Origin of the sequence: uncultured Dechloromonas sp. (assembly GCF_945957265.1) — a bacterium.
In the GTDB taxonomy this organism is placed as follows: Bacteria; Pseudomonadota; Gammaproteobacteria; order Burkholderiales; family Rhodocyclaceae; genus Azonexus.
The window spans coordinates 35,638-54,830 of sequence record NZ_CAMFKO010000028.1; the positions used below are offsets into that span (position 1 = coordinate 35,638).

The 19,193-nt window shown below is 65.2% G+C and carries 19 protein-coding genes, 1 pseudogene and 1 riboswitch; of the genes and pseudogenes, 11 read left to right on the forward strand and 9 right to left on the reverse strand.

What is annotated here, in order from left to right:
- Positions 1–45 precede the first annotated feature (45 nt).
- The 9 genes and pseudogenes from Q0P59_RS14290 to Q0P59_RS14330 form a co-directional block, all read left to right on the forward strand.
- Positions 46–636 (forward strand): hypothetical protein, encoded by a 591-nt coding sequence (locus tag Q0P59_RS14290; RefSeq protein WP_295007408.1) that lies wholly within the window; start codon positions 46–48, stop codon positions 634–636.
- A 39-nt stretch (positions 637–675) separates the two neighbouring features.
- The gene (gene aroQ, locus Q0P59_RS14295; protein WP_295007410.1) at positions 676–1,155 is read left to right on the forward strand and encodes a type II 3-dehydroquinate dehydratase; all 480 of its coding nucleotides are present in this window, start codon (positions 676–678) and stop codon (positions 1,153–1,155) included.
- 56 nt (positions 1,156–1,211) lie between these two features.
- Positions 1,212–1,670 carry an acetyl-CoA carboxylase biotin carboxyl carrier protein gene (accB, locus tag Q0P59_RS14300; RefSeq protein ID WP_295007412.1) on the forward strand — a complete coding sequence of 153 codons (459 nt, stop codon included), beginning with the start codon at positions 1,212–1,214 and terminating at the stop codon, positions 1,668–1,670.
- A 10-nt stretch (positions 1,671–1,680) separates the two neighbouring features.
- On the forward strand, positions 1,681–3,039 hold the full coding sequence (gene accC / locus Q0P59_RS14305; RefSeq protein WP_295007414.1) for an acetyl-CoA carboxylase biotin carboxylase subunit: 1,359 nt from the start codon (positions 1,681–1,683) through the stop codon (positions 3,037–3,039).
- A 3-nt stretch (positions 3,040–3,042) separates the two neighbouring features.
- The gene (gene prmA / locus Q0P59_RS14310) at positions 3,043–3,933 is read left to right on the forward strand and encodes a 50S ribosomal protein L11 methyltransferase (RefSeq protein WP_295007416.1); all 891 of its coding nucleotides are present in this window, start codon (positions 3,043–3,045) and stop codon (positions 3,931–3,933) included.
- Positions 3,909–5,096: a DUF3426 domain-containing protein gene (locus Q0P59_RS14315; protein WP_295007418.1), complete on the forward strand. Its 1,188-nt coding sequence runs from the start codon at positions 3,909–3,911 to the stop codon at positions 5,094–5,096. Before prmA ends, Q0P59_RS14315 begins: the two co-directional genes overlap by 25 nt.
- A 6-nt stretch (positions 5,097–5,102) precedes the next feature.
- A complete protein-coding gene (locus Q0P59_RS14320) occupies positions 5,103–6,035 on the forward strand; it encodes a carbohydrate kinase family protein (protein WP_295007420.1) in 933 nt (310 codons plus the stop codon).
- 94 nt (positions 6,036–6,129) lie between these two features.
- Positions 6,130–6,891 (forward strand): GNAT family N-acyltransferase, encoded by a 762-nt coding sequence (locus Q0P59_RS14325; RefSeq protein ID WP_295007423.1) that lies wholly within the window; start codon positions 6,130–6,132, stop codon positions 6,889–6,891.
- A pseudogene (locus Q0P59_RS14330) lies at positions 6,777–7,412 on the forward strand (lysophospholipid acyltransferase family protein); the annotation flags it as partial. The gene Q0P59_RS14325 and the pseudogene Q0P59_RS14330, both read left to right, overlap by 115 nt.
- Before the next feature lie 190 nt (positions 7,413–7,602).
- Here Q0P59_RS14330 and Q0P59_RS14335 read toward each other — a convergent pair.
- From Q0P59_RS14335 to Q0P59_RS14350, 4 genes are read right to left on the reverse strand one after another with little or no spacing between them, the layout of a single operon-like run.
- The gene (locus Q0P59_RS14335; protein WP_295007425.1) at positions 7,603–8,433 is read right to left on the reverse strand and encodes a symmetrical bis(5'-nucleosyl)-tetraphosphatase; all 831 of its coding nucleotides are present in this window, start codon (positions 8,431–8,433) and stop codon (positions 7,603–7,605) included.
- Between the two features lie 30 nt (positions 8,434–8,463).
- Positions 8,464–10,287: a glutamine--fructose-6-phosphate transaminase (isomerizing) gene (gene glmS, locus Q0P59_RS14340; RefSeq protein ID WP_295007427.1), complete on the reverse strand. Its 1,824-nt coding sequence runs from the start codon at positions 10,285–10,287 to the stop codon at positions 8,464–8,466.
- A 9-nt stretch (positions 10,288–10,296) separates the two neighbouring features.
- Complete coding sequence (locus Q0P59_RS14345; protein ID WP_295007429.1) at positions 10,297–11,304, reverse strand: NAD-dependent epimerase; 1,008 nt, start codon at positions 11,302–11,304, stop codon at positions 10,297–10,299.
- Between the two features lie 31 nt (positions 11,305–11,335).
- Positions 11,336–12,106 (reverse strand): glycosyltransferase family 2 protein, encoded by a 771-nt coding sequence (locus tag Q0P59_RS14350; RefSeq protein ID WP_295007431.1) that lies wholly within the window; start codon positions 12,104–12,106, stop codon positions 11,336–11,338.
- A gap of 54 nt (positions 12,107–12,160) precedes the next feature.
- Here Q0P59_RS14350 and waaC point away from each other — a divergent pair, with 54 nt between their 5' ends.
- The gene (gene waaC, locus Q0P59_RS14355; protein WP_295007433.1) at positions 12,161–13,099 is read left to right on the forward strand and encodes a lipopolysaccharide heptosyltransferase I; all 939 of its coding nucleotides are present in this window, start codon (positions 12,161–12,163) and stop codon (positions 13,097–13,099) included.
- Positions 13,096–14,358, forward strand: coding sequence for a lipid IV(A) 3-deoxy-D-manno-octulosonic acid transferase (gene waaA / locus Q0P59_RS14360; protein ID WP_295007445.1), 1,263 nt, complete (start codon positions 13,096–13,098; stop codon positions 14,356–14,358). Before waaC ends, waaA begins: the two co-directional genes overlap by 4 nt.
- Here waaA and Q0P59_RS14365 read toward each other — a convergent pair.
- From Q0P59_RS14365 to Q0P59_RS14385, 5 genes are read right to left on the reverse strand one after another with little or no spacing between them, the layout of a single operon-like run.
- Positions 14,324–15,649: a TolC family outer membrane protein gene (locus tag Q0P59_RS14365; RefSeq protein ID WP_295007435.1), complete on the reverse strand. Its 1,326-nt coding sequence runs from the start codon at positions 15,647–15,649 to the stop codon at positions 14,324–14,326. The two genes, waaA and Q0P59_RS14365, sit on opposite strands and share 35 nt — an antisense overlap.
- 7 nt (positions 15,650–15,656) lie before the next feature.
- Positions 15,657–15,980, reverse strand: coding sequence for a rhodanese-like domain-containing protein (locus Q0P59_RS14370; RefSeq protein WP_295007437.1), 324 nt, complete (start codon positions 15,978–15,980; stop codon positions 15,657–15,659).
- Positions 15,980–16,633, reverse strand: coding sequence for a protein-L-isoaspartate O-methyltransferase (locus tag Q0P59_RS14375; RefSeq protein WP_295007439.1), 654 nt, complete (start codon positions 16,631–16,633; stop codon positions 15,980–15,982). The genes Q0P59_RS14370 and Q0P59_RS14375 overlap by 1 nt, the downstream gene beginning before the upstream one ends.
- Positions 16,634–16,693: 60 nt before the next feature.
- Positions 16,694–17,338, reverse strand: coding sequence for a TetR/AcrR family transcriptional regulator (locus tag Q0P59_RS14380; RefSeq protein ID WP_295007441.1), 645 nt, complete (start codon positions 17,336–17,338; stop codon positions 16,694–16,696).
- Between the two features lie 53 nt (positions 17,339–17,391).
- Positions 17,392–18,867 (reverse strand): surface-adhesin E family protein, encoded by a 1,476-nt coding sequence (locus Q0P59_RS14385; RefSeq protein WP_295007443.1) that lies wholly within the window; start codon positions 18,865–18,867, stop codon positions 17,392–17,394.
- Positions 18,868–18,990: 123 nt separating this feature from the next.
- Positions 18,991–19,086: riboswitch (TPP riboswitch) on the forward strand.
- Positions 19,087–19,193 lie beyond the last annotated feature (107 nt).

The following is a 19,193-nucleotide window of genomic DNA, read 5'->3' on the forward strand; positions in this document are numbered from 1 at the left end:
AGAGACCCGTTAGAATGGGGGCGATTTTACCTTGATCGAGTCCCCATGACCCGTCATGAACGGCAACGCCCGAGTCACGGCACCCGGGCCAGCATCGCCACCGCAGCCGCCCGCCTGATGGCCGAGGATGGCATTACCGACTTTCATCTCGCCAAGAAAAAGGCGGCCCGCCAGCTGGGGCTGCCCGAGCACACGCGCTTTCCCGACAATGCCGAGGTCGAGGCCGAGTTGCGCGCCTATCGCAGTCTCTACCAGGGGGACGGGCACGCCGAGATGCTGCTGGCCATGCGACATTCGGCGCTCGAATTGCTCGAGCTGCTGGCCCCGTTCAATCCCTACCTGGCGGGCTCCGTTCTCGAAGGGACGGCTGGCGAGCATTCGCGCATCGATATCCTGCTGTTTGCCGACAGCGCGAAGGAAGTCGAGATCTTCCTGCTCAATCGGGGTATCGACGTCGATCATGTCGAGCCGCGCAATGAGCGCGTCGAAGCGGTTCTGGTCATGGAAACGGACACAGTCGACGCCAATCTTGTTATTATGCCGCCGCATCTCGAGCGGGTGAGCTTGAAGTACCGCGATGGACGGCCGCGCGACCGCATCCGCGCCGATGCGCTCAGGGTCCTGATTTCGGAATAAGCTGGACAAAATGCTGCGATTTGCGGCAAACTTGCTGCCATGACGAAGCGAAAATCCAATTCCAAGTCAGCCGAAAAGCCCCGTATCCTGGTCTTGCACGGGCCCAATCTCAATCTGTTGGGCACCCGCGAGCCGGATCATTACGGCCGGGTTACCCTTGCCGACATCAATGTGTCCCTGGCCCGCATGGCCGAAGGGGCCGGTGTCGACCTGGAAACTTTTCAGAGCAACCATGAAGGTGCGTTGATCGAACGCATTCATGCCGCCCGTGAACAGGGCGTGCGGGCGATCATCATCAATCCGGCGGCCTACACGCATACCAGCGTGGCGCTGCGCGATGCACTTTCCGCGGTTGCCATTCCCTTTGTGGAAGTGCATTTGTCCAACGTGCATGCCCGCGAGCCTTTCCGGCATCACTCGTATTTTTCCGACCTGGCCATCGGCGTCATCTGCGGCCTCGGTCACGAGGGCTACCTGCTCGCCCTCGAATACCTGCTCAACAAGCTTCATATCGAATAGCCAGGCTTCGGCCGGCTGCATTTTGCGTTCTGCGAACGCAACAAAAGGAGTACTTCATGGATCTGCGCAAACTCAAAAAACTCATCGACCTCGTTCAGGAATCCGGCATCTCGGAACTGGAAGTCACCGAAGGCGAAGAGAAAGTGCGTATCGCCAAGCATTACGGTGCCGTCGCTGCCGCCCCGATGCAGCAATACATGATGCCGGCCGCCATGCCGGTCGCCGGTTCTGCCCCGGCGGCCTCGGCCGTCAACCTGGATGATGAGGACGAGTTGCCGGAAGGGCATGTCCTCAAGTCGCCGATGGTCGGCACTTTCTACCGTTCCCCGTCGCCGGGCGCCGATGCCTTCGTGCAGATCGGCCAGACCGTGAAGCAGGGCGAGACCCTGTGCATCATCGAAGCGATGAAGCTGCTCAACGAAATCGAAGCCGACGCTTCCGGCGTCGTCAAGGCCATCCTGGTCGACAACGGCGAACCGGTCGAATTCGGCGAACCGCTGTTCGTGATCGGCTGAGACAGCCACCATGTTTGAAAAAGTCCTTATTGCCAACCGGGGGGAGATTGCCCTCCGCATCCAGCGCGCCTGCCGCGAACTGGGCATCAAGACGGTGGTCGTGCACTCCGAGGCCGACCGCGATGCCAAGTACGTCAAGCTGGCCGACGAGTCGGTCTGTATCGGCCCGGCCGCTTCCTCGCTGAGCTACCTGAACGTGCCGGCGATCATCTCGGCGGCCGAGGTGACCGATGCCCAGGCCATCCACCCGGGCTACGGCTTCCTGTCCGAAAACGCTGACTTTGCCGAGCGCGTCGAGACTTCCGGTTTCGTCTTCATCGGTCCGCGCGCCGAAACCATCCGCCTGATGGGCGACAAGGTGTCGGCCAAGGATGCCATGAAGGCAGCCGGCGTGCCCTGCGTGCCGGGTTCCGACGGCGCCCTGCCGGAAGACCCCAAGGAGATCGTCAAGATCGCACGTGCCGTCGGCTACCCGGTGATCATCAAGGCCGCCGGTGGCGGCGGCGGTCGCGGCATGCGCGTCGTGCATACCGAAGCGGCCCTGGTCAATGCCGTCCAGCTGACTCGCCAGGAAGCCAACAGCTTCTTCGGCAACCCGGCGGTTTACATGGAGAAGTACCTGGAAAACCCGCGTCACGTGGAAATCCAGGTGCTGGCCGACGAGCACAAGAACGCCATCTACCTCGGCGAGCGCGACTGCTCGATGCAGCGCCGCCACCAGAAGGTGATCGAGGAAGCGCCGGCGCCGCACATCCCGGCCCGCCTGATCACCCGCATCGGCGAACGTTGTGCCGAGGCCTGCCGCAAGATCGGCTACCGCGGTGCGGGTACTTTCGAGTTCCTGTACGAGAACGGCGAGTTCTACTTCATCGAAATGAACACCCGCGTCCAGGTCGAGCACCCGGTGACCGAGATGATCACCGGCGTCGATATCGTCCAGGAGCAGATTCGCGTCGCCGCCGGCGAAAAGCTGCGCTACAAGCAGAAGGACATCGTGTTCCGCGGCCATGCCATCGAATGCCGCATCAACGCCGAAGATCCCTTCACGTTCGTGCCATCTCCCGGCAATATCGACTTCTACCATCCGCCGGGCGGCCCGGGCATCCGCGTCGATTCGCACATCTATCAGGGCTACCGCGTGCCGCCGCACTACGATTCGATGGTCGCCAAGGTGATTTCCTACGGCGACACCCGCGAGCAGGCCATCCGCCGCATGCGTATCGCGCTGTCGGAGATGAGCATCCAGGGCATCAAGACCAACATCCCGCTGCACCAGGAACTGATGCTCGATGCCCGTTTCGTCGAAGGCGGCACCAGCATCCACTACCTGGAGCACAAGCTGGCCGACAAGAGCGAGGTCAAGGCGTAAGCGATGTCCTGGCAAAATGTCAGTTTCCTGACCGACGTGTCGCATGCCGAACCGATATGCGACGCCCTGCTCGAGGCGGGTGCGCTGTCGGCCAGCATCGAGGACGCCGATGCCGGCACGCCGGACGAGCAGCCGCAGTTCGGCGAGCCCGGCTCGGTCAATACACCGGGCTGGAACCATTCCAAGGTCGTGGTGCTGCTCGAGCCGGATGCCGATCCGGCCGCGGTGCTCGGCGAGGCGGCCAGGGCTATCGGCCTGGCCGCGACACCGGCGTTTTCCGTCGAGGCGGTGGCCGAGCAGAACTGGGTGCAGCTGACCCAGTCGCAGTTCGACCCGATCCGGGTCTCGGAGCGCCTGTGGATCGTGCCGTCCTGGCATGAGTCGCCCGATCCGGCGGCGATCAACCTGATACTCGATCCCGGCATGGCCTTCGGGACCGGTTCGCACCCGACGACGCGGCTTTGCCTCGAATGGCTCGAGCGCAATGTCTCGGCCGGCGATGCCGTGCTCGACTACGGCTGCGGCTCCGGCATCCTGGCCATCGCGGCGGCGCGCCTCGGTGCGGCGCATGTCGCCGGCGTCGATATCGACCCGCAAGCCGTCGATGCGGCCAGGGCCAATGCGGAACGCAACGGCGTCACCGCCCTGTTCGCCGATTCGGCCGCACCGGTGGCCGGCGAGTACGACGTGGTGGTGGCCAACATCCTGTCCAATCCGCTGCGCGTGCTGGCGCCGGCGATCTGCGCGCATGTCCGCGCGGGCGGGCGGCTCGCGCTGTCGGGCATTCTGCGCGAGCAGGCGGACGAGATCGTGGCCATCTACGCGCAGTGGATTCCGCTGCAGGTGGCCGATGTGCGCGAGGATTGGGTATGTCTGGCGGGAACCAGACCCTGATGCGCACCCGCTGTCCGGAGTGTGGCACGGTATTCCGTGTCACCTCCGAGCAGTTGCGACGCAAGGCCGGCAAGGTGCGTTGCGGGAATTGCCAGGCGGTATTCAATGCCTTCGATCAATGGCAGTCCGATACCGACGACGAAACCCCGATCGCCTCGTCGCTCGAGGCCTCGCCGCAGCCTGTGCCTGAGGAAGAGTCTGCCGCATCGGTACTGGCGCCGATTGCGCTCGTTGCCGAAACGACGATCGAATCCACCCCCGCGCCGCAGCCGGAGCAAAGCCCCGAGCGCGAGCCGGCGCCCTTCGACCCGGCGGCAACGGTCGTCGCCGGTCCCGACTGGGCGTGGAACGAATCCATGGAGCTTTTGGCCACGCCAGACGAGCCGGCTCCCCCGCCGGAGGCGCCCGCCATCCCGCTGGCGCCCGAGGAAAGCCCGGCGCCGGCCATGCTTGACGTTCCGCTTGAGGCGGACATTCCCGAGGCGGTTCCTTTCGATGCCGCCGAAACCCTGGTCGCCACACCCGCAGATCGCGCCGGCCTGGTGGATGATCGCGCCGAAACGCCGGAACAGTCGACGCTGGCGGCCCGCGAGGCTGGCCTGGTTGCGGCGCGCGAACTGGTCGACACCAGTTCCTACAACCGCTGGTCGGCGGGAACGCTGACCAGCGACGGTCGGGGCGCGTTCGACAGCGAGCCGCCGGCAAGGGCCGCCTGGCCGTTCGTCGTCGGGGCGTTGCTGTTGCTGCTCGTCCTGCTCGGCCAGTTGGCCTACCACTACCGCACCGACATCGTGTTGCGCATGGCCTGGCTGCAGCCGCTCTATGCCTCGCTGGGCGTCGGCATTCCGCTGCCCAGGAACCCTGCGCTGGTATCCATCGAAACCTCCGACCTGCAGTCGGACAATGCGCGCGGCCTGTTCGTCTTGCAGGCCACGCTGAAGAACCGTGCGGCCCATCCGCAAGCCTGGCCGGCGCTCGAGTTGAGCCTGACCGACACCAACGATGCGGTCGTCGCCCGGCGCGTCATGTACGCCGCCGACTATCTTCCGCCGGGAACGGCGTCCGATGCTTTCCCCGCCAACGGCGACGTCGCCGTCCGGCTGTGGATCGAAGCCAAGGACATGGGCGCCTCCGGCTATCGCCTTTACATCTTCTACCCCTGACACATCATGACGACACTGATCTGCGGTTCGCTGGCTTTCGACAACATCATGGTCTTCCCGGACCGTTTCAAGAATCACATCCTGCCCGAGCAGATCCACATCCTCAACGTGGCTTTCCTGGTGCCGGAAATGCGCCGCGAATTCGGCGGCTGCGCCGGTAACATCGCCTATAACCTGATGCTGCTCGGCGGCGAGCCGATGATCATGGCGACCGTCGGTGACGATGCCGTGCCCTATCTCGACCGCTTGGACAAGCTGGGCCTGTCGCGCAACCACGTGCGCCAGATTCCCGGCAGCTTCACCGCCCAGGCCTTCATCACCACCGACCTCGACGACAACCAGATCACCGCCTTCCACCCGGGGGCGATGAGCTTTTCGCACCTGAACAAGGTCGAAAAGGCCAACGCCAGGCTCGGCATCGTCGCTCCCGACGGCCGCGAAGGCATGATGCAGCATGCCCGCGATTTCTCGGCTGCCGGCGTGCCGTTCATTTTCGATCCGGGCCAGGGCATGCCGATGTTCAACGGCGACGAACTGCTCGACTTCATGCGCCTGGCCGATTACGCCTGCTTCAACGACTATGAGGCCAGGCTGCTGTGCGACCGCACCGGGCGCAATCTCGAGCAGCTCGCCGGCGAGGTCAAGGCCTTGATCGTGACGCGCGGCGGCGAAGGCTCGGAAATCTATGCCGATGGCCAACGCCACGACATTCCCTGCGTCGCGGCCGATGCCATCGTCGACCCCACCGGCTGCGGCGACGCCTATCGCTCCGGCCTGCTCTACGGTATCGCCAACGGCTTCGACTGGCCGACGACCGGGCGCCTGGCAGCGGTCATGGGGGCGATCAAGATCGCCCATCGCGGCGGCCAGAACCACCAGCCGAGCCGCGAGGAGATCGGCGAGCGCTATCGCAAGGCTTTCGGCGCGCTGCCCTGGTGATCTCCGGGCTTTGAAACAGCGTCGTCATTTTCGGGCAACGCGCGTGTAACAAGCGTCATCCAGACTTGTTCTCCAGGAATACAAGGAGAACAAGATGGAAAACGTTCAGAAGAATGCCGGGCGTGCCCGCCCCGAAAAAAGAAGCCTGGCTGTCGGATTCGCGCGCAGCGCCAGCGACATCCTCGATGCCCAGCGTCTGCGCCATCGCGTGTTCGCCGGCGAAATGGGCGCCAACCTGCCGAGCCGGACGCCGGGCGTCGATCACGATATCTACGACCCGTATTGCGAGCATCTCGTCGTGCGCGACACGCAGAGCGGCGAGATCGTCGGCACCTATCGCATCCTGGCGCCGGACAACGCCCGCCAGGTCGGTTATTACTCCGAAAACGAGTTCGACCTGACCCGTCTGCAGCACCTGCGCTCGCGCCTGGTCGAAATCGGCCGCTCCTGCGTGCATCCGGATTACCGGACCGGTGCCACCATCACCCTGCTGTGGTCCGGCCTGGCCCAGTACATGGTCGAGCGCGGCCACGACTACCTGATGGGTTGCGCGTCGATCAGCATGGCTGACGGTGGCCACGCCGCGGCCAGCTTGTATAATCGCCTGGCTGTGGATCACCTCGGGCCGCAGGAGTATCGCGTCTTCCCGCGCTGCCCGCTGCCCCTGGCGGCCCTGCAGCAGGATCGTCCGGCCGAGGTGCCGCCGCTGATCAAGGGCTACCTGCGCGCCGGTGCCTGGATTTGCGGCGAACCGGCCTGGGATCCCGATTTCAACACGGCCGACCTGCCCATCCTGATGCCGATGGCCAAGGTGGCCGGACGTTACGCCAAGCACTACCTCGGACAAGCAGACTGAACGAAACCAATTTTGCGCTTCGCGCCTTCCGGATTTTTCGCCTGATCCTGCTGGTCTTCAGCGGCGTCGTCGTCACCCTGCTGGTTTTTCCGCTCTGCGGCAGCGCCGCCCGGCTGCGCCTGAAAGCGAGCTGGGCCGGCGCGCTGCTCGATGCGCTCGGGGTCGAAGTCGAGGCCGACCTGACGCACGCCGTTCCCGGTGCGCTGATCGTCGCCAATCACATCTCGTGGATCGACATCTACGTGATCAATGCCGCCTTGCCGTCGGCCTTCGTGTCCAAGGCGGAGGTCCGGCACTGGCCGCTGATCGGCTGGCTGGCGGCGAAGAACGATACGGTCTTTCTGCGCCGCGGCAGTCGCGGCCACGCCAGGATCGTCAATCAGGAAATCGCCGGCCTGCTCGACCAGGGGCGCCATGTCGCCGTCTTCCCCGAGGGTACGACGACGGATGGGCGTAGCCTGCTGCATTTCCACGCTGCCCTGCTGCAGCCGGCGCTGAGTGCCGGGCACCCGGTCCTGCCGGTGGCGATTTCCTACTGGGAGCTGGACGGCCGGCGCAGCCTGGCGCCCCGCTACGACGGCGATATTTCCCTGGGCCAATGTACGCGGGCCATCCTGGGCCGCAAGCGCCTGATTGCCCGGCTGGTGACGACGCCCTTGCGCGGCCTGAATGGCGAGGACCGCAAGCAGGTGGCTGCCGAGGCCCGCGAGGCTATCGCTTTAGGGGCAGGGCTTCCGATGGCGAGCAGTCAACCTGAAATATCCGGCGATCTTCCAGGCGAACCGCGGTCAGATGGCCGCCCCACAGGCAGCCCGAGTCGAGCGCCAGCAGGTTCGGCGTAACTTTCAGGCCGAGGGCCGACCAGTGGCCGGTGACCAGCACCGCGTCGGCGTGCCGGCGATGGGGCAGGTCGAACCACGGCAGATGGTTTTCCGGCGCGTTGCTCAGCTTGCCTTTGGCCTTGAATTCCATGACCCCGTCCGGGGTACAGAAACGCATGCGGGTCATGGCATTGACGATGACGCGCAGGCGGGGCCAGCCGGTCAGCTCGTCCGACCAGCCGGCCGGTTCGCTGCCCCACAGGTTCATGACGAACTCGCGGAAATCCGGTCCCTGCAGGGCGGTTTCCACTTCCCGGGCCAGTTCGCGGGCACGGGCGGCCGTCCATTGCGGCAGCAGGCCGGCATGGACCAGGCAATACGCGCCCTCGGTGTGGCAGAGGGGTTGGTGGCGCAGCCAGTCGAGCAGTTCGGCGCAGTCCGGGGCGTCGAAAATGTCCTGCAGCGTGTCGTCCTTGCCGCGGAACTTGGCGCCGCCTTCGGCGACCATCAGCAGATACAGGTCGTGGTTGCCGAGAACCGTCGTTGCCGCCGGGCCGAGCGACTTGATCAGGCGCAGCGTCTCCAGCGACTTGGGGCCGCGGTTGACCAGGTCGCCGACCAGCCACAGCCGGTCGTGGGCCGGGTCGAAGTCGCACAGCGCCAGCAGGCGCTGCAGCGAGTCGTAACAACCCTGGATGTCGCCGATGGCGTAGGTAGACATTTGTAGTCGCCAGTTGTTGTCGCTAGCGACTTACTCCACGGTGACCGACTTGGCCAGGTTGCGCGGCTTGTCCACGTCGGTGCCCTTGACCAGGGCGGCGTGGTAGGACAGCAGCTGCAGCGGGATGACGTGCAGGATGGGCGACAGCTCGCCGTAGTGTTCCGGCAGGCGCAGGATGTGCACCCCTTCCGATTCCGGAATTTCCGAATCGGCATCGGCGAAGACATAGAGTTCGCCGCCGCGGGCCTGGACTTCCTTGAGGTTGGACTTCAGCTTGTCGAGCAACTGGTCGTTCGGGGCGACCGAGATCACCGGCATGTCGGCATCGACCAGGGCCAGCGGACCATGCTTCAGTTCGCCGGCCGGATAGGCCTCGGCATGGATGTAGGAGATTTCCTTGAGCTTGAGCGCGCCTTCGAGGGCGATCGGGTAGTGACGGCCGCGCCCGAGGAAGAGGGCGTGCTGCTTGTCGGCGAAGCGCTTCGACCAGGTTTCGATTTCCGGCTCCAGTTCCAGCACCTTGTTGACGGCGACCGGCAGGTGGCGCAACTGGTCGATGAAGGCGCTTTCCTGCTCTTGCGGCAGGCGGTTCTTGACCTTGGCCATGACCAGCGTGAGCAGGAACAGGGCGGCCAGCTGGGTGGTGAAGGCCTTGGTCGAGGCGACGCCGATTTCCGGGCCGGCGCGGGTGATGAAGCGCAGCGCGCATTCGCGGACGATGGCCGATTCGGGCACGTTGCAGATGGCCAGGGTCTTGGTCTGGCCGAGCGACTTGGCATGGCGCAGGGCGGCCAGCGTATCGGCCGTTTCGCCGGACTGCGAGATGGCAACCACCAGCTGGCGCGGGTTGGCGACCGAGCTGCGGTAGCGGTATTCGCTGGCGATCTCGACGGTGCACGGCACCCCGGCAATCGCTTCCAGCCAGTAGCGGGCGGTGTAGCCGGAGTGGCTGCTGGTGCCGCAGGCGAGGATCAGTATGTGGTCGACATCGGCCATCAGGTTGCCGGCTTCGGCGCCGAAGATGCCCGGTTGGATGGTCTTGCTGCCGCCGACGATTTCCAGCGTGTTGGCCAGGGCTTCCGGCTGCTCGAAGATTTCCTTCTGCATGTAGTGCCGGTAGTTGCCGAGTTCGACCGCGGCGGCGGAGAGCTGCGAGACATGGACCGGGCGTTCGACCGGCGTGCCGTCGAGACGGGTGATGCGGACCTGATCGGCATTCAGCTCGGCGATGTCGCCATTTTCCAGGTAGACCATGTTGCGGGTGACCTGGAGCAGCGCCGAGGCGTCGGAGGCGGCGTAGTTGCCGGTGTCGGAGACGCCGAGCAGCAGCGGCGAGCCTTCGCGGGCAACGATGATCTTGCCCGGTTGGGTGTGATCGATGACGGCGATGGCATAGGCGCCGACCAGGCGCTGGCAGGCGAGGCGAACGGCCTTGAAGAGGTCGGGTTCGCTCTTTAGCGTGGCCTGGATCAGGTGGGCGATGCTCTCGGTGTCGGTGTCGGAGGTGAACACGTAGCCTTGCGCGCTCAGCTCGCCGCGCAGGCTTTCGTAGTTCTCGATGATGCCGTTGTGCACGACGGCGATGGTGCCGGAAACGTGCGGGTGGGCATTGCGTTCGCAGGGCACGCCGTGCGTCGCCCAGCGGGTATGGGCGATGCCGGTAACCGACTGGGTGGCGGCCGAGGCGGCTTCCAGCTCGGCGACGCGGCCGACCGAGCGGACGCGCTCGATGCCGTTGCCGGCGATGACGGCCAGGCCGGCCGAGTCATAGCCGCGATATTCGAGTTTCTTCAGGCCCTCGACGAGGACGGGGACGATGTTGCTGCCGGCTGCTGCCGCGACGATGCCGCACATAGCTGTTCCTTAAACCTTGTAGTAATCGCGATACCAGGCGATGAAGCGGCCGACGCCTTCCTGGACGGTGGTGCCCGGCACGAAGCCGACCCAGTCGTTGAGCTGGTCGGTGTTGGCGTAGGTCGCCGGGACGTCGCCATCCTGCAGCGGCAGCAGGCGCTTCTCGGCCTTCTGGCCGAGGGCTTCCTCGATGGCGCCGATGAAGTCGAGCAACTGCACCGGGTTGTTGTTACCTATGTTGAACACGCGGTAGGGCACGTTGCTGGTTGCCGGGTCGGCGGCAATCGGGTCGTAGTCCGGGTTGGCGGCGGCATTGCGGTCGAGGACGCGGATCACGCCTTCGACGATGTCGTCTACGTAGGTGAAGTCGCGCTTCATGTTGCCGTGGTTGAAGACGTCGATCGGCCGGCCTTCGAGGATGGCCTTGGTGAACAGGAAGAGCGCCATGTCCGGGCGGCCCCACGGGCCATACACCGTGAAGAAGCGCAGGCCGGTGGTCGGCAGGCCGTAGAGATGGCTGTAGGTATGGGCCATCAGCTCGTTAGCCTTCTTGGTCGCGGCGTACAGGCTGACCGGGTGGTCGACGCTGTCGTGCTCGGAGAACGGCATCTTGGTGTTGCCGCCATAGACGCTGGAGCTGGAGGCGTAGACCAGGTGCTGGACCTGGTTGTGGCGGCAGCCTTCGAGGACGTTGATGAAGCCGACCAGGTTGCTGTCGACGTAGGCATGCGGGTTCTGGATCGAGTAGCGGACGCCGGCCTGGGCGGCGAGGTGGATGACCTTGTCGAACTTTTCCTCGGCGAACAGCTTTTCCATGCCGGCGCGGTCGCCGACGTCGAGCTTGACGAAGCGGAAGCCGGGCAGGGCGGTCAGGCGCTTGAGGCGGTTTTCCTTCAGCGAGACCTCGTAGTAGTCGTTCAGGTTGTCGAGGCCGACGACTTCGTCGCCGCGCGCCAGCAGGCGCAGGGAAGTGGTCATGCCGATGAAGCCGGCGGCGCCGGTGACGAGAATTTTCACGAAATTACCTCGAGGAAATGATCATGTGATTTTACCGCAGTGCAGCATCGGATTTCTGTCGTTCAAGCATCTTGGCATATTTGAAGAAGCTGTTCGAGCAGCCGATGGCGATGTGGATCAGCCCGGGCAGGCCGTCGCGGAAGCCCTGGCGGATCAGGTAGAACTTGATGAAGCGGACGATGGGGCTGAAGGCGAGGCGCCCGAAGCTCGCCCGTTTGCCGGCTTGCAGGGCCATGTCGGCGGCCAGCGAGGTGTAGCGGTTCTGCTTGGTCAGGTAGGCGGCCAGCGTTTCCGCCGAGTCGTGCAGCAGATCGCCCCGCAGGGTGCCGACGGCGGCCGCGGTGACCACTTTCTCGTGCACCGCGTCGTCGGACCAGCGCGCCCGGCGGCGGTCGAACAGGCGCAGCGACCAGTCCGGATAGCCCTCGCCGTGCTTCAGGTAGCGGCCGAGAAAGCGGTTGCAGCGGGGGAAGCGGTAGGCGCCGGCGTCCGGTTTCTGCAGGGCCTGCTCGATGGCGGCCTGCAGCTCGGGCGAAACGCGTTCGTCGGCGTCCAGGCAGAGCACCCAGTCGTGTTTCGCCGATTCGACGGCGAACTGTTTCTGGGGGCCGAAGCCCAGCCAGGGCTGGGCAATGACCCGGGCGCCGTAACGTTCGGCCAGCGCCTGCGTGCCGTCCGTGCTGCCGGAATCGACGACCACGATGTCGTCGGCAAAGCGCGCGCTTTTCAGGCAGTCCTCCAGTTGGGAGACGGCATTGAGCGTGATGATCGCAACGGAAAGCGGCTGACGCGTGGCTGGCATTTATAATTGCGGCTTCGAAAGCCGTGATTTTATCCGCCGATGCGCATCTTGATCGTGAAAACTTCCTCGCTCGGCGATGTCATCCACAATCTGCCGGTGATCAGCGATATCCGTCGGCATTTTCCGCAGGCGCAGATCGACTGGTGCGTGGAGGATGGCTTTTCGGCGATTCCGCGCCTGCATCCGGCGGTCGGCCAGATCATTCCCGTCGCCGTTCGCCGGTGGCGCAAGAAACTGTTCCAGGCCGCGACCTGGAAGGAAATGGCCGAGTTCCGCCGGCGCCTTGCGAGTGCGAGCTACGACGCGGTCGTCGACACCCAGGGCTTGTTGAAAAGCGCCCTGATCGCCAGCCGGGCCAAGGGGCCGCGCCTCGGCTATGCCGCCGATTCAGCCCGCGAGCCGGCGGCGGCCCGCTGGTACGACCGGCATTTCCATGTCTCCCGCGACCTGCATGCGGTCGTCCGCAATCGCCGCCTGGCGGCTGCGGCGCTCGGCTACCAGGCCGAGGGCGAGCCGGATTACGGCATCGAGACGCCGCCGGCCAGCTTTCCCTGGCTGTCGCATCGCCCCTACGTCGTCTTCCTGACGGCGACCAGCCGCGACGACAAACTGTGGCCGGAAGCCAACTGGCTGGCCCTCGGCCGGGCACTCAACAGCCTCGGATTCAGCGCCATCCTGCCCGGCGGCAGCGCGCCCGAGCGCGAGCGGGCGGCGCGTCTGGCAGCCGCCATTCCGGGCGCGCTGGCGGCGCCGCCGATGAGCATTCCCGAACTGGCCTCGCTGTTGTCCGGCGCCCGTGCGGCGGTCGGGGTCGATACCGGGCTGACGCATCTGGCCGTCGCCCTGAAAATACCCACCGTGGCGATATACACCGCCACCGATCCCGGCCTGACCGGCGTCCTGGGGGCGGGGTTCCACCGCAATCTCGGGGGCAGGGCGCAGACGCCTTCTCCCGATGCGGTGCTCGGCGAGTTGCAGACGGTGCTCGCCTGATGGCGCGTCTGGCCTATTCGCTGCTGCTGTACGCGATCGCGCCGCTGATCTGGCTGCGCCTGGCCTGGCGCGGCCGCAAGCAGCCGGAATACCTGCGCAACCTCGGCGAGCGCTATGGTTTCTACCCGGGGTCGGCGCCGTCGAAGCTGATCTGGGTGCATGCCGTGTCGGTCGGCGAGACGCGGGCCGCGCAGCCGCTCATCGAGGGCCTGCTGGCCCGCTGGCCCGATCACCGCATCCTGCTCACCGGCATGACGCCGACCGGGCGGGCCACCGGTCGCGAGGTCTACGGCGACCGCGTCATCCAGGCTTACCTACCCTACGACTATCCCGGCGCGGTCGGGCGTTTCTTCCGGCATTTTTCACCGGCTTTCGGGGTCCTGATGGAAACCGAGATCTGGCCGAACCTGCTGCACGCCGCCCGGCGCGCCGGCGTGCCGGTGGTGCTCGCCAATGCCCGGCTGTCGGTGCGTTCGGCACGCGGCTACGGCCGTTTCCGGCGCCTGGTCGGGCCGGCCTTTGCGGCGCTCTCCGGGGTGGCGGCGCAGACCCGGGGGGATGCCGAGCGCCTGCTGGCGCTGGGGGTCGAGACGGCCGAGGTCAGCGGCAACCTCAAGTTCGATGTCCGTCCGCCGGCAGACAAGCTCGCGCTGGGCCGGCAGTGGCGGCAGGCGATCGGCTCGCGTCCGGTGTGGCTGGCGGCAAGCACCCGCGAGGGCGAGGAGCTGCTGATCCTCGAGGCATGGCGTCGCGCCGCCGTTTCCGGTGCCTTGCTGGTGCTGGTGCCGCGCCATCCGCAGCGCTTCGACGAGGTGGCTGCGCTGTTGCGCCAACAGGGCCTGCCGGCGGTGCGCCGCAGCGCGGGCTTGCCGGCTACCGATACGGCGGTCTGGCTGGGCGACAGCATGGGGGAGATGGCCGCCTATTACAGCCTGGCCGACCTTGCCTTCATCGGCGGCAGCCTCCTGCCGCTGGGCGGGCAGAACCTGATCGAGGCGGCGGCTTGCGGATGCCCCGTGCTGGTCGGGCCGCATACCTTCAATTTCCTGCAGGCCACCGAGGATGCCATCGCCGCGGGGGCGGCGCAGCGTGTCGGCGATGCCGGCGAACTGGGGGAGCGTGTCGCCGACCTGTTGCGGGATGCCGGGCGCCTGGCCTCCATGCGCCTGGCCGCGGCCGGGTTCGCCAGCGCCCATCAGGGCGCGGCGGAACGCATGCTGGACCTTATCGGGCGGTGGACGGGTCGAGCAGCGCGTTGATCTGGGCGATGTCGTCATCGCCCAGCGCGCCGGTGGTCGACTTCAGGCGCAGTTGCGCCATCAGCGTGTCGAGCGTGGCCTTGGCCAGGTCGCGGCGGGTGACGTAGACCTGGTTCTCGGCGTTCAGCACGTCGATGTTGATGCGCACGCCGACCTCGTAGCCCAGTTTGTTCGATTCCAGTGCCGACTGCGACGAAATCAGCGCCGCCTTCAGGGCCTTGACCTGGGCCAGGCCGTTGACGACGCCGAGATAGGACTGCCGGGCACCCAGGGCCGCGCCGCGCTTGGCCGCTTCCAGCGCCGATTCGGAGGCGGCGCGGTTGGCGCTGGCTTCGCGCTGGCGGGAGGAGACGAAGCCGCCCTGGAAGAGCGGGATCGTGAGCTGGATGCCGACATTCTGGTAGTCGGTGTCGTAGGTGCCGAAGGCCGGCGTATAGCTCTTGGAGTGGCCGACGTTGGCGACCGCGTCGAGGGTCGGGTAATGTCCGGCGCGTTGCTTGTCGACTTCGCGGGCGGCGATGCTGGCGTTGTACTGCTGAACCTGGACGTTCAGGCTGCCGGTTTCGGCGGCGTTGACCCATTCCGCCATGTTGCCCGGTTGCGGTGCCGTCAGTTCCGCCGTCTTGCGCAGCTGGGCGAGGGCGCCGGGTTCCTGGCCGACGATCGCCTGCAGGGCGCGCAGCTTGACCTCGAGATCGCTTTCGGCGGCGATTTCCTGGGCGCTGGCCAGGTCGTAGCGGGCCTGTGCCTCGTGCGTGTCGGTGATCGTCGCCGTGCCGACCTCGAAGCTCTTCTTGGCCAGTTCCAGTTGCTGCGCAATGGCCTGCTTGTTGGCCTTCACGGCCGCCAGGCTTTCCTGGGCGTAGAGCACGTCGAAGTAAGCCTGGGCGACGCGCAGGATCAGGTCCTGCCGGGCCAGGCCGAAATTGGCCTCGGCCTGTGCCACCTGCATCTTGGACTGGTCGTAGGCGATCCAGTTCTGCCAGCGGAACAAGGGCTGCGAGAGGGTGAGCTGGTAGCCGTTGGCGTTATATTTCGGCTTGGCGAAAGTCGGGCCGTTGTGCGTGGACAACTCGTTCTCGTTCCACGTCGTATTGCCCGAAAGCGAAAGGCTGGGGAGCAGGCCGGCGCGTGCCTGCGGCTGCTTTTCCTGGCCGGCGTCGAGCGTGGCGCGGGCGGCGGCGAAAGTCGGGTCGTTGCTCTGTGCGTCGCGATAGACCTGCATCAGGTCGGCGGCATGGAGCGGGGTGGCGATCAGGGGGGCGAGGAGAAGCCAGGCCGGTTTTTTCATGACATCCTCAGTAGCGACGCATATTCGGATCGATTTCCCCCGCCCATGCATCGACACCCCCCATCAGGTTGAGCACCGAGCCGAAGCCCTTGCGTTCGAGGAACATGGCGACCTGCAGGCTGCGGCTGCCGTGGTGGCAAATCACCACGATCTCGCGGCTGGGGTCGATTTCCTCGCAACGTATCGGGACAAGATGCATCGGGATGTGCACGGAGCCCGGCAGCTGGCAGAGCTCCGTTTCCCACGGTTCGCGCACATCAAGCAGGACAGGGTCGGGCCGCTTGTCGTCGGCCAGCCATTCGGCGAGTTGTTGTACGCGAAGCTGTTGCATCAGAAGGAGAACTGATCTTTGGCGTCAGCGCCATCGAGCGCCGGAACGACGGTCTCGAAGAGGTTGACGGTGTTGTAGGTGCCCTCGGCCGTGCAGGTGATCAGCTGGGCTTCCATCACCGGCGCTTCGCCGGTGATGACGGCGAGACGGCCGCCGACGCGCAGTTGCTTGAGCAGGGAGGGGGAGATGCTGGGAACGGAGCCGGAGACGACGATGGCATCGTAGGGGCCGCGCTGCGACCAGCCGTCGACGCCGTTGCCCACTTCGACCGACACGTTGCCGACACCGGCGCGCGCCAGGTTTTCCTTGGCGGAGGCGGCAATTTCCGGGCGGACTTCAACCGTCACCACGTGTTCGGCGCGGGCGGCGAGCAGGGCGGCCATGTAGCCGCTGCCGGTGCCGATTTCGAGAACCTTGTCGGTCTTCTTGATGCCGAGTTCCTGCAGCATCTTGGCTTCGATCTTCGGGGCCAGCATGGTCTGGCCGCCGCCGATCGGGATTTCCATGTCGGCGAATGCCAGGTTGCGGTAGGCGGCCGGCGCGAAGTCCTCGCGCTTGACGACGAAAAGAAGGTCGAGAACTTGCGGATCCAGAACATCCCAGGGACGGATCTGCTGTTCGATCATGTTGAAGCGCGCTTGCTCGATGTTCATTGGGGTCTCCGCAGGCATAATATTAGCACAGGCTAATATATTGATTCCGACAAATCAAAATTATACCTGACTCTCCTTTTCCATCCGGCACAAACCGTGCTGCAGGAGGTCCTCGTGAATCTGCAGGTAGAGCTGCGGATTGCCTTCGCTTCCCACGCAACAACTCATCGAATAGCGCCAGATCAGCAGCATCAGGATAGGCGCAATCACGACATCGATGGTCGTTTCGACATCCATGCGCCGGAATTCGCCGCTTTCCATGCCGCGCTTCAGTGCGCTGCCGACCAGGGCGCGTCCGCGGTTGATGACATTCTCGACGTAGTAGCGGCCGAGCTCGGGGAAGTTCCGGGCCTCGGCGACCATCAGCTTGGGTATGCCGGCGAACGCCGTCAGGCCGATCTTGGTCCACCAGTTGGCGAGCAGCTTTTTCATCAGGTCGAAGCTGCTGCCCGTGTGCTGGGCGGCGATGGCCTCGTTTTCGGCGATGACCGGAACGATGCCTTCCTGGATCACGGCCTTGAACAGGGCTTCCTTGTTTTCGTAATACAGGTAGAGGGTGCCCTTCGAGACGCCGGCGCGGGAGGCGACATCTTCCAGCCGCGTGGCGGCATAGCCTTTCTCGACGAAGAGGTCGAGGGCGGCGGCGAGCAGCTCGGAAGGACGGGCTTCCTTGCGGCGTTTGCGGGGAGCGGGGCTGGCGGACATGGGTAACTTAATGACTCTTTGGTCATTAAGTTACCACTCCGTTTCCGCTCAGGTCAACGACCTTCCTTGATCAGGCGGCCGGCGGCCGACTGGATCGGCCGGGCATTGTTCCTGTACAGGCGGCTGAAGATGTTGATCTGCTCCGGCGATACCTGCATCGGCTGCTTCATGACCAGCCACAGCACGCCTTCTGAACAGGGCGGCGTGGTCAGCGAACCCATGTAGGTGTAGTAGTTGCGCGATGTCGGCAGCAGGGTATTGAGGTCGACCAGCGTGCTCGGCGGCGCGACCGGGGAGTTCTTCTCCAGCGGCATGTTGTTCCACAGCGTCTGGATGAAGGGATTCTCGGTGCCACGCTCGAGCAGGATGGCGACGACGGCCAGTTGCCCGTCGTCGGCCTTGTGCACCAGGTGGACGACCATGTCGAAGCGCTGGCCGTTCACTTTTTCCTCGGAGGGCCGGTGGAAGTGGAACTGGACCAGTTCGTAGGTCTTGCCGGTCAGCGAGATCGAGCCTTCGCCGACCTGGACCTGCACCGTGTGCCCGTTGTCGACGATGCGGAAGGTGGAGGGCTGGTACTTGAACTTGATCGGCTCGACGTCGACCTTGATGCCATCCTTGATGTCGATGGGCGACTGGCGTTCGCCGGTGGCGCACAGCTTGTTTTGCGGGTCCAGCCTGCCCCAGTTTTCAGGGCCGCCCGGGCCTTCGTAGTCCCAGTGGATGTGGGCATGCTGCACGGCCGGCTCGCTGCGCGCGAGTTCCAGCATGTAGCCCTCGGATCTGGCGGCCTTTCTCGGTTTGGCGGCAGGCGCCGGCGGGGTGTGGACGACGATGGTCTGCGCCTTGGGTGCCGCGGCGACGGGAGCCGGGGCGGGCGGCTTGGCGGCCGGCGGCGGAGGCGGGGTTTCCCTGGCGGCCTCCTTCTGGGGCTCGCGCGAGGCTTCGAGCGCCGCTTTCAGGTTGGGGCGAATCGACGGAATGGCCGAATGCTCGGCTTCCTTGGCCGGCGTATCGGCGGTCTTGATGGGGGTGGGCTTTTCGGCCTTGGCCATTTCCTTCTTGAGCACCGCCTCGTTGGCGGCCTTCAGTTCGGCGCCGGCTTCATTTGCCTTCTTGGCGACGTCGGCGGGGGCGTCCTTCGGCGGGCGGCACACTTCGCGCAGCACCTTGTCGTCCAGCGTGCCGGAGCGGACGGGCAGCTCGACGCCCTTGATGTCTTCCTCGCGGATGATGTCGGATTCGTTCTTCTTGAAAATGCGCTTGATGGTGTTGGCGTTGCGCGTACCGCAGTCGTAGCGGGTGATCGCTTCGATGACGCGATAGCCGGCGCCGGACTTGGCGTCGATCAGTTCCTTCTCGAGGACGACGCGGCCCTGGGCTTGAACCGCGTTGCCATCGCGTTTCAGGCTGGTCCGGTCGAGTTCGATGCGCTTGCCGGGTTCGGACGAAATGACCTGCCATGTCGGCGCAGCCGACACGCTCCAGGGCAGGGGGGCCAGCAGGCTGGCAATGATCAGGTAGCGCATCTTGATTCCCTTGGTTTTTCTTTAGATTCCGCGTCTTGTCGGAGATATTTCGGCTGATTTCTGAAAATCTTGAGCGGAATTTGTCGTTCCTTGCATTTTGCCTGTATTTCCAGTAACTTGCAGCCCACTCGTTAGGGGTGCCGGCGGACACGCGGGCTGAGAAATACCCTTCGAACCTGACCGGGTCATGCCGTCGTAGGGAAACGAACGCTGCGGTGGAACCAGCGCGCTCCTTGCCCGTCTTACCTGGCTGTATTCACGCACGGAGCCTCCATGAACGCCAAAGACACCTTCCTCGCCGCCAACGCCCACGTCGACGAGGCCGC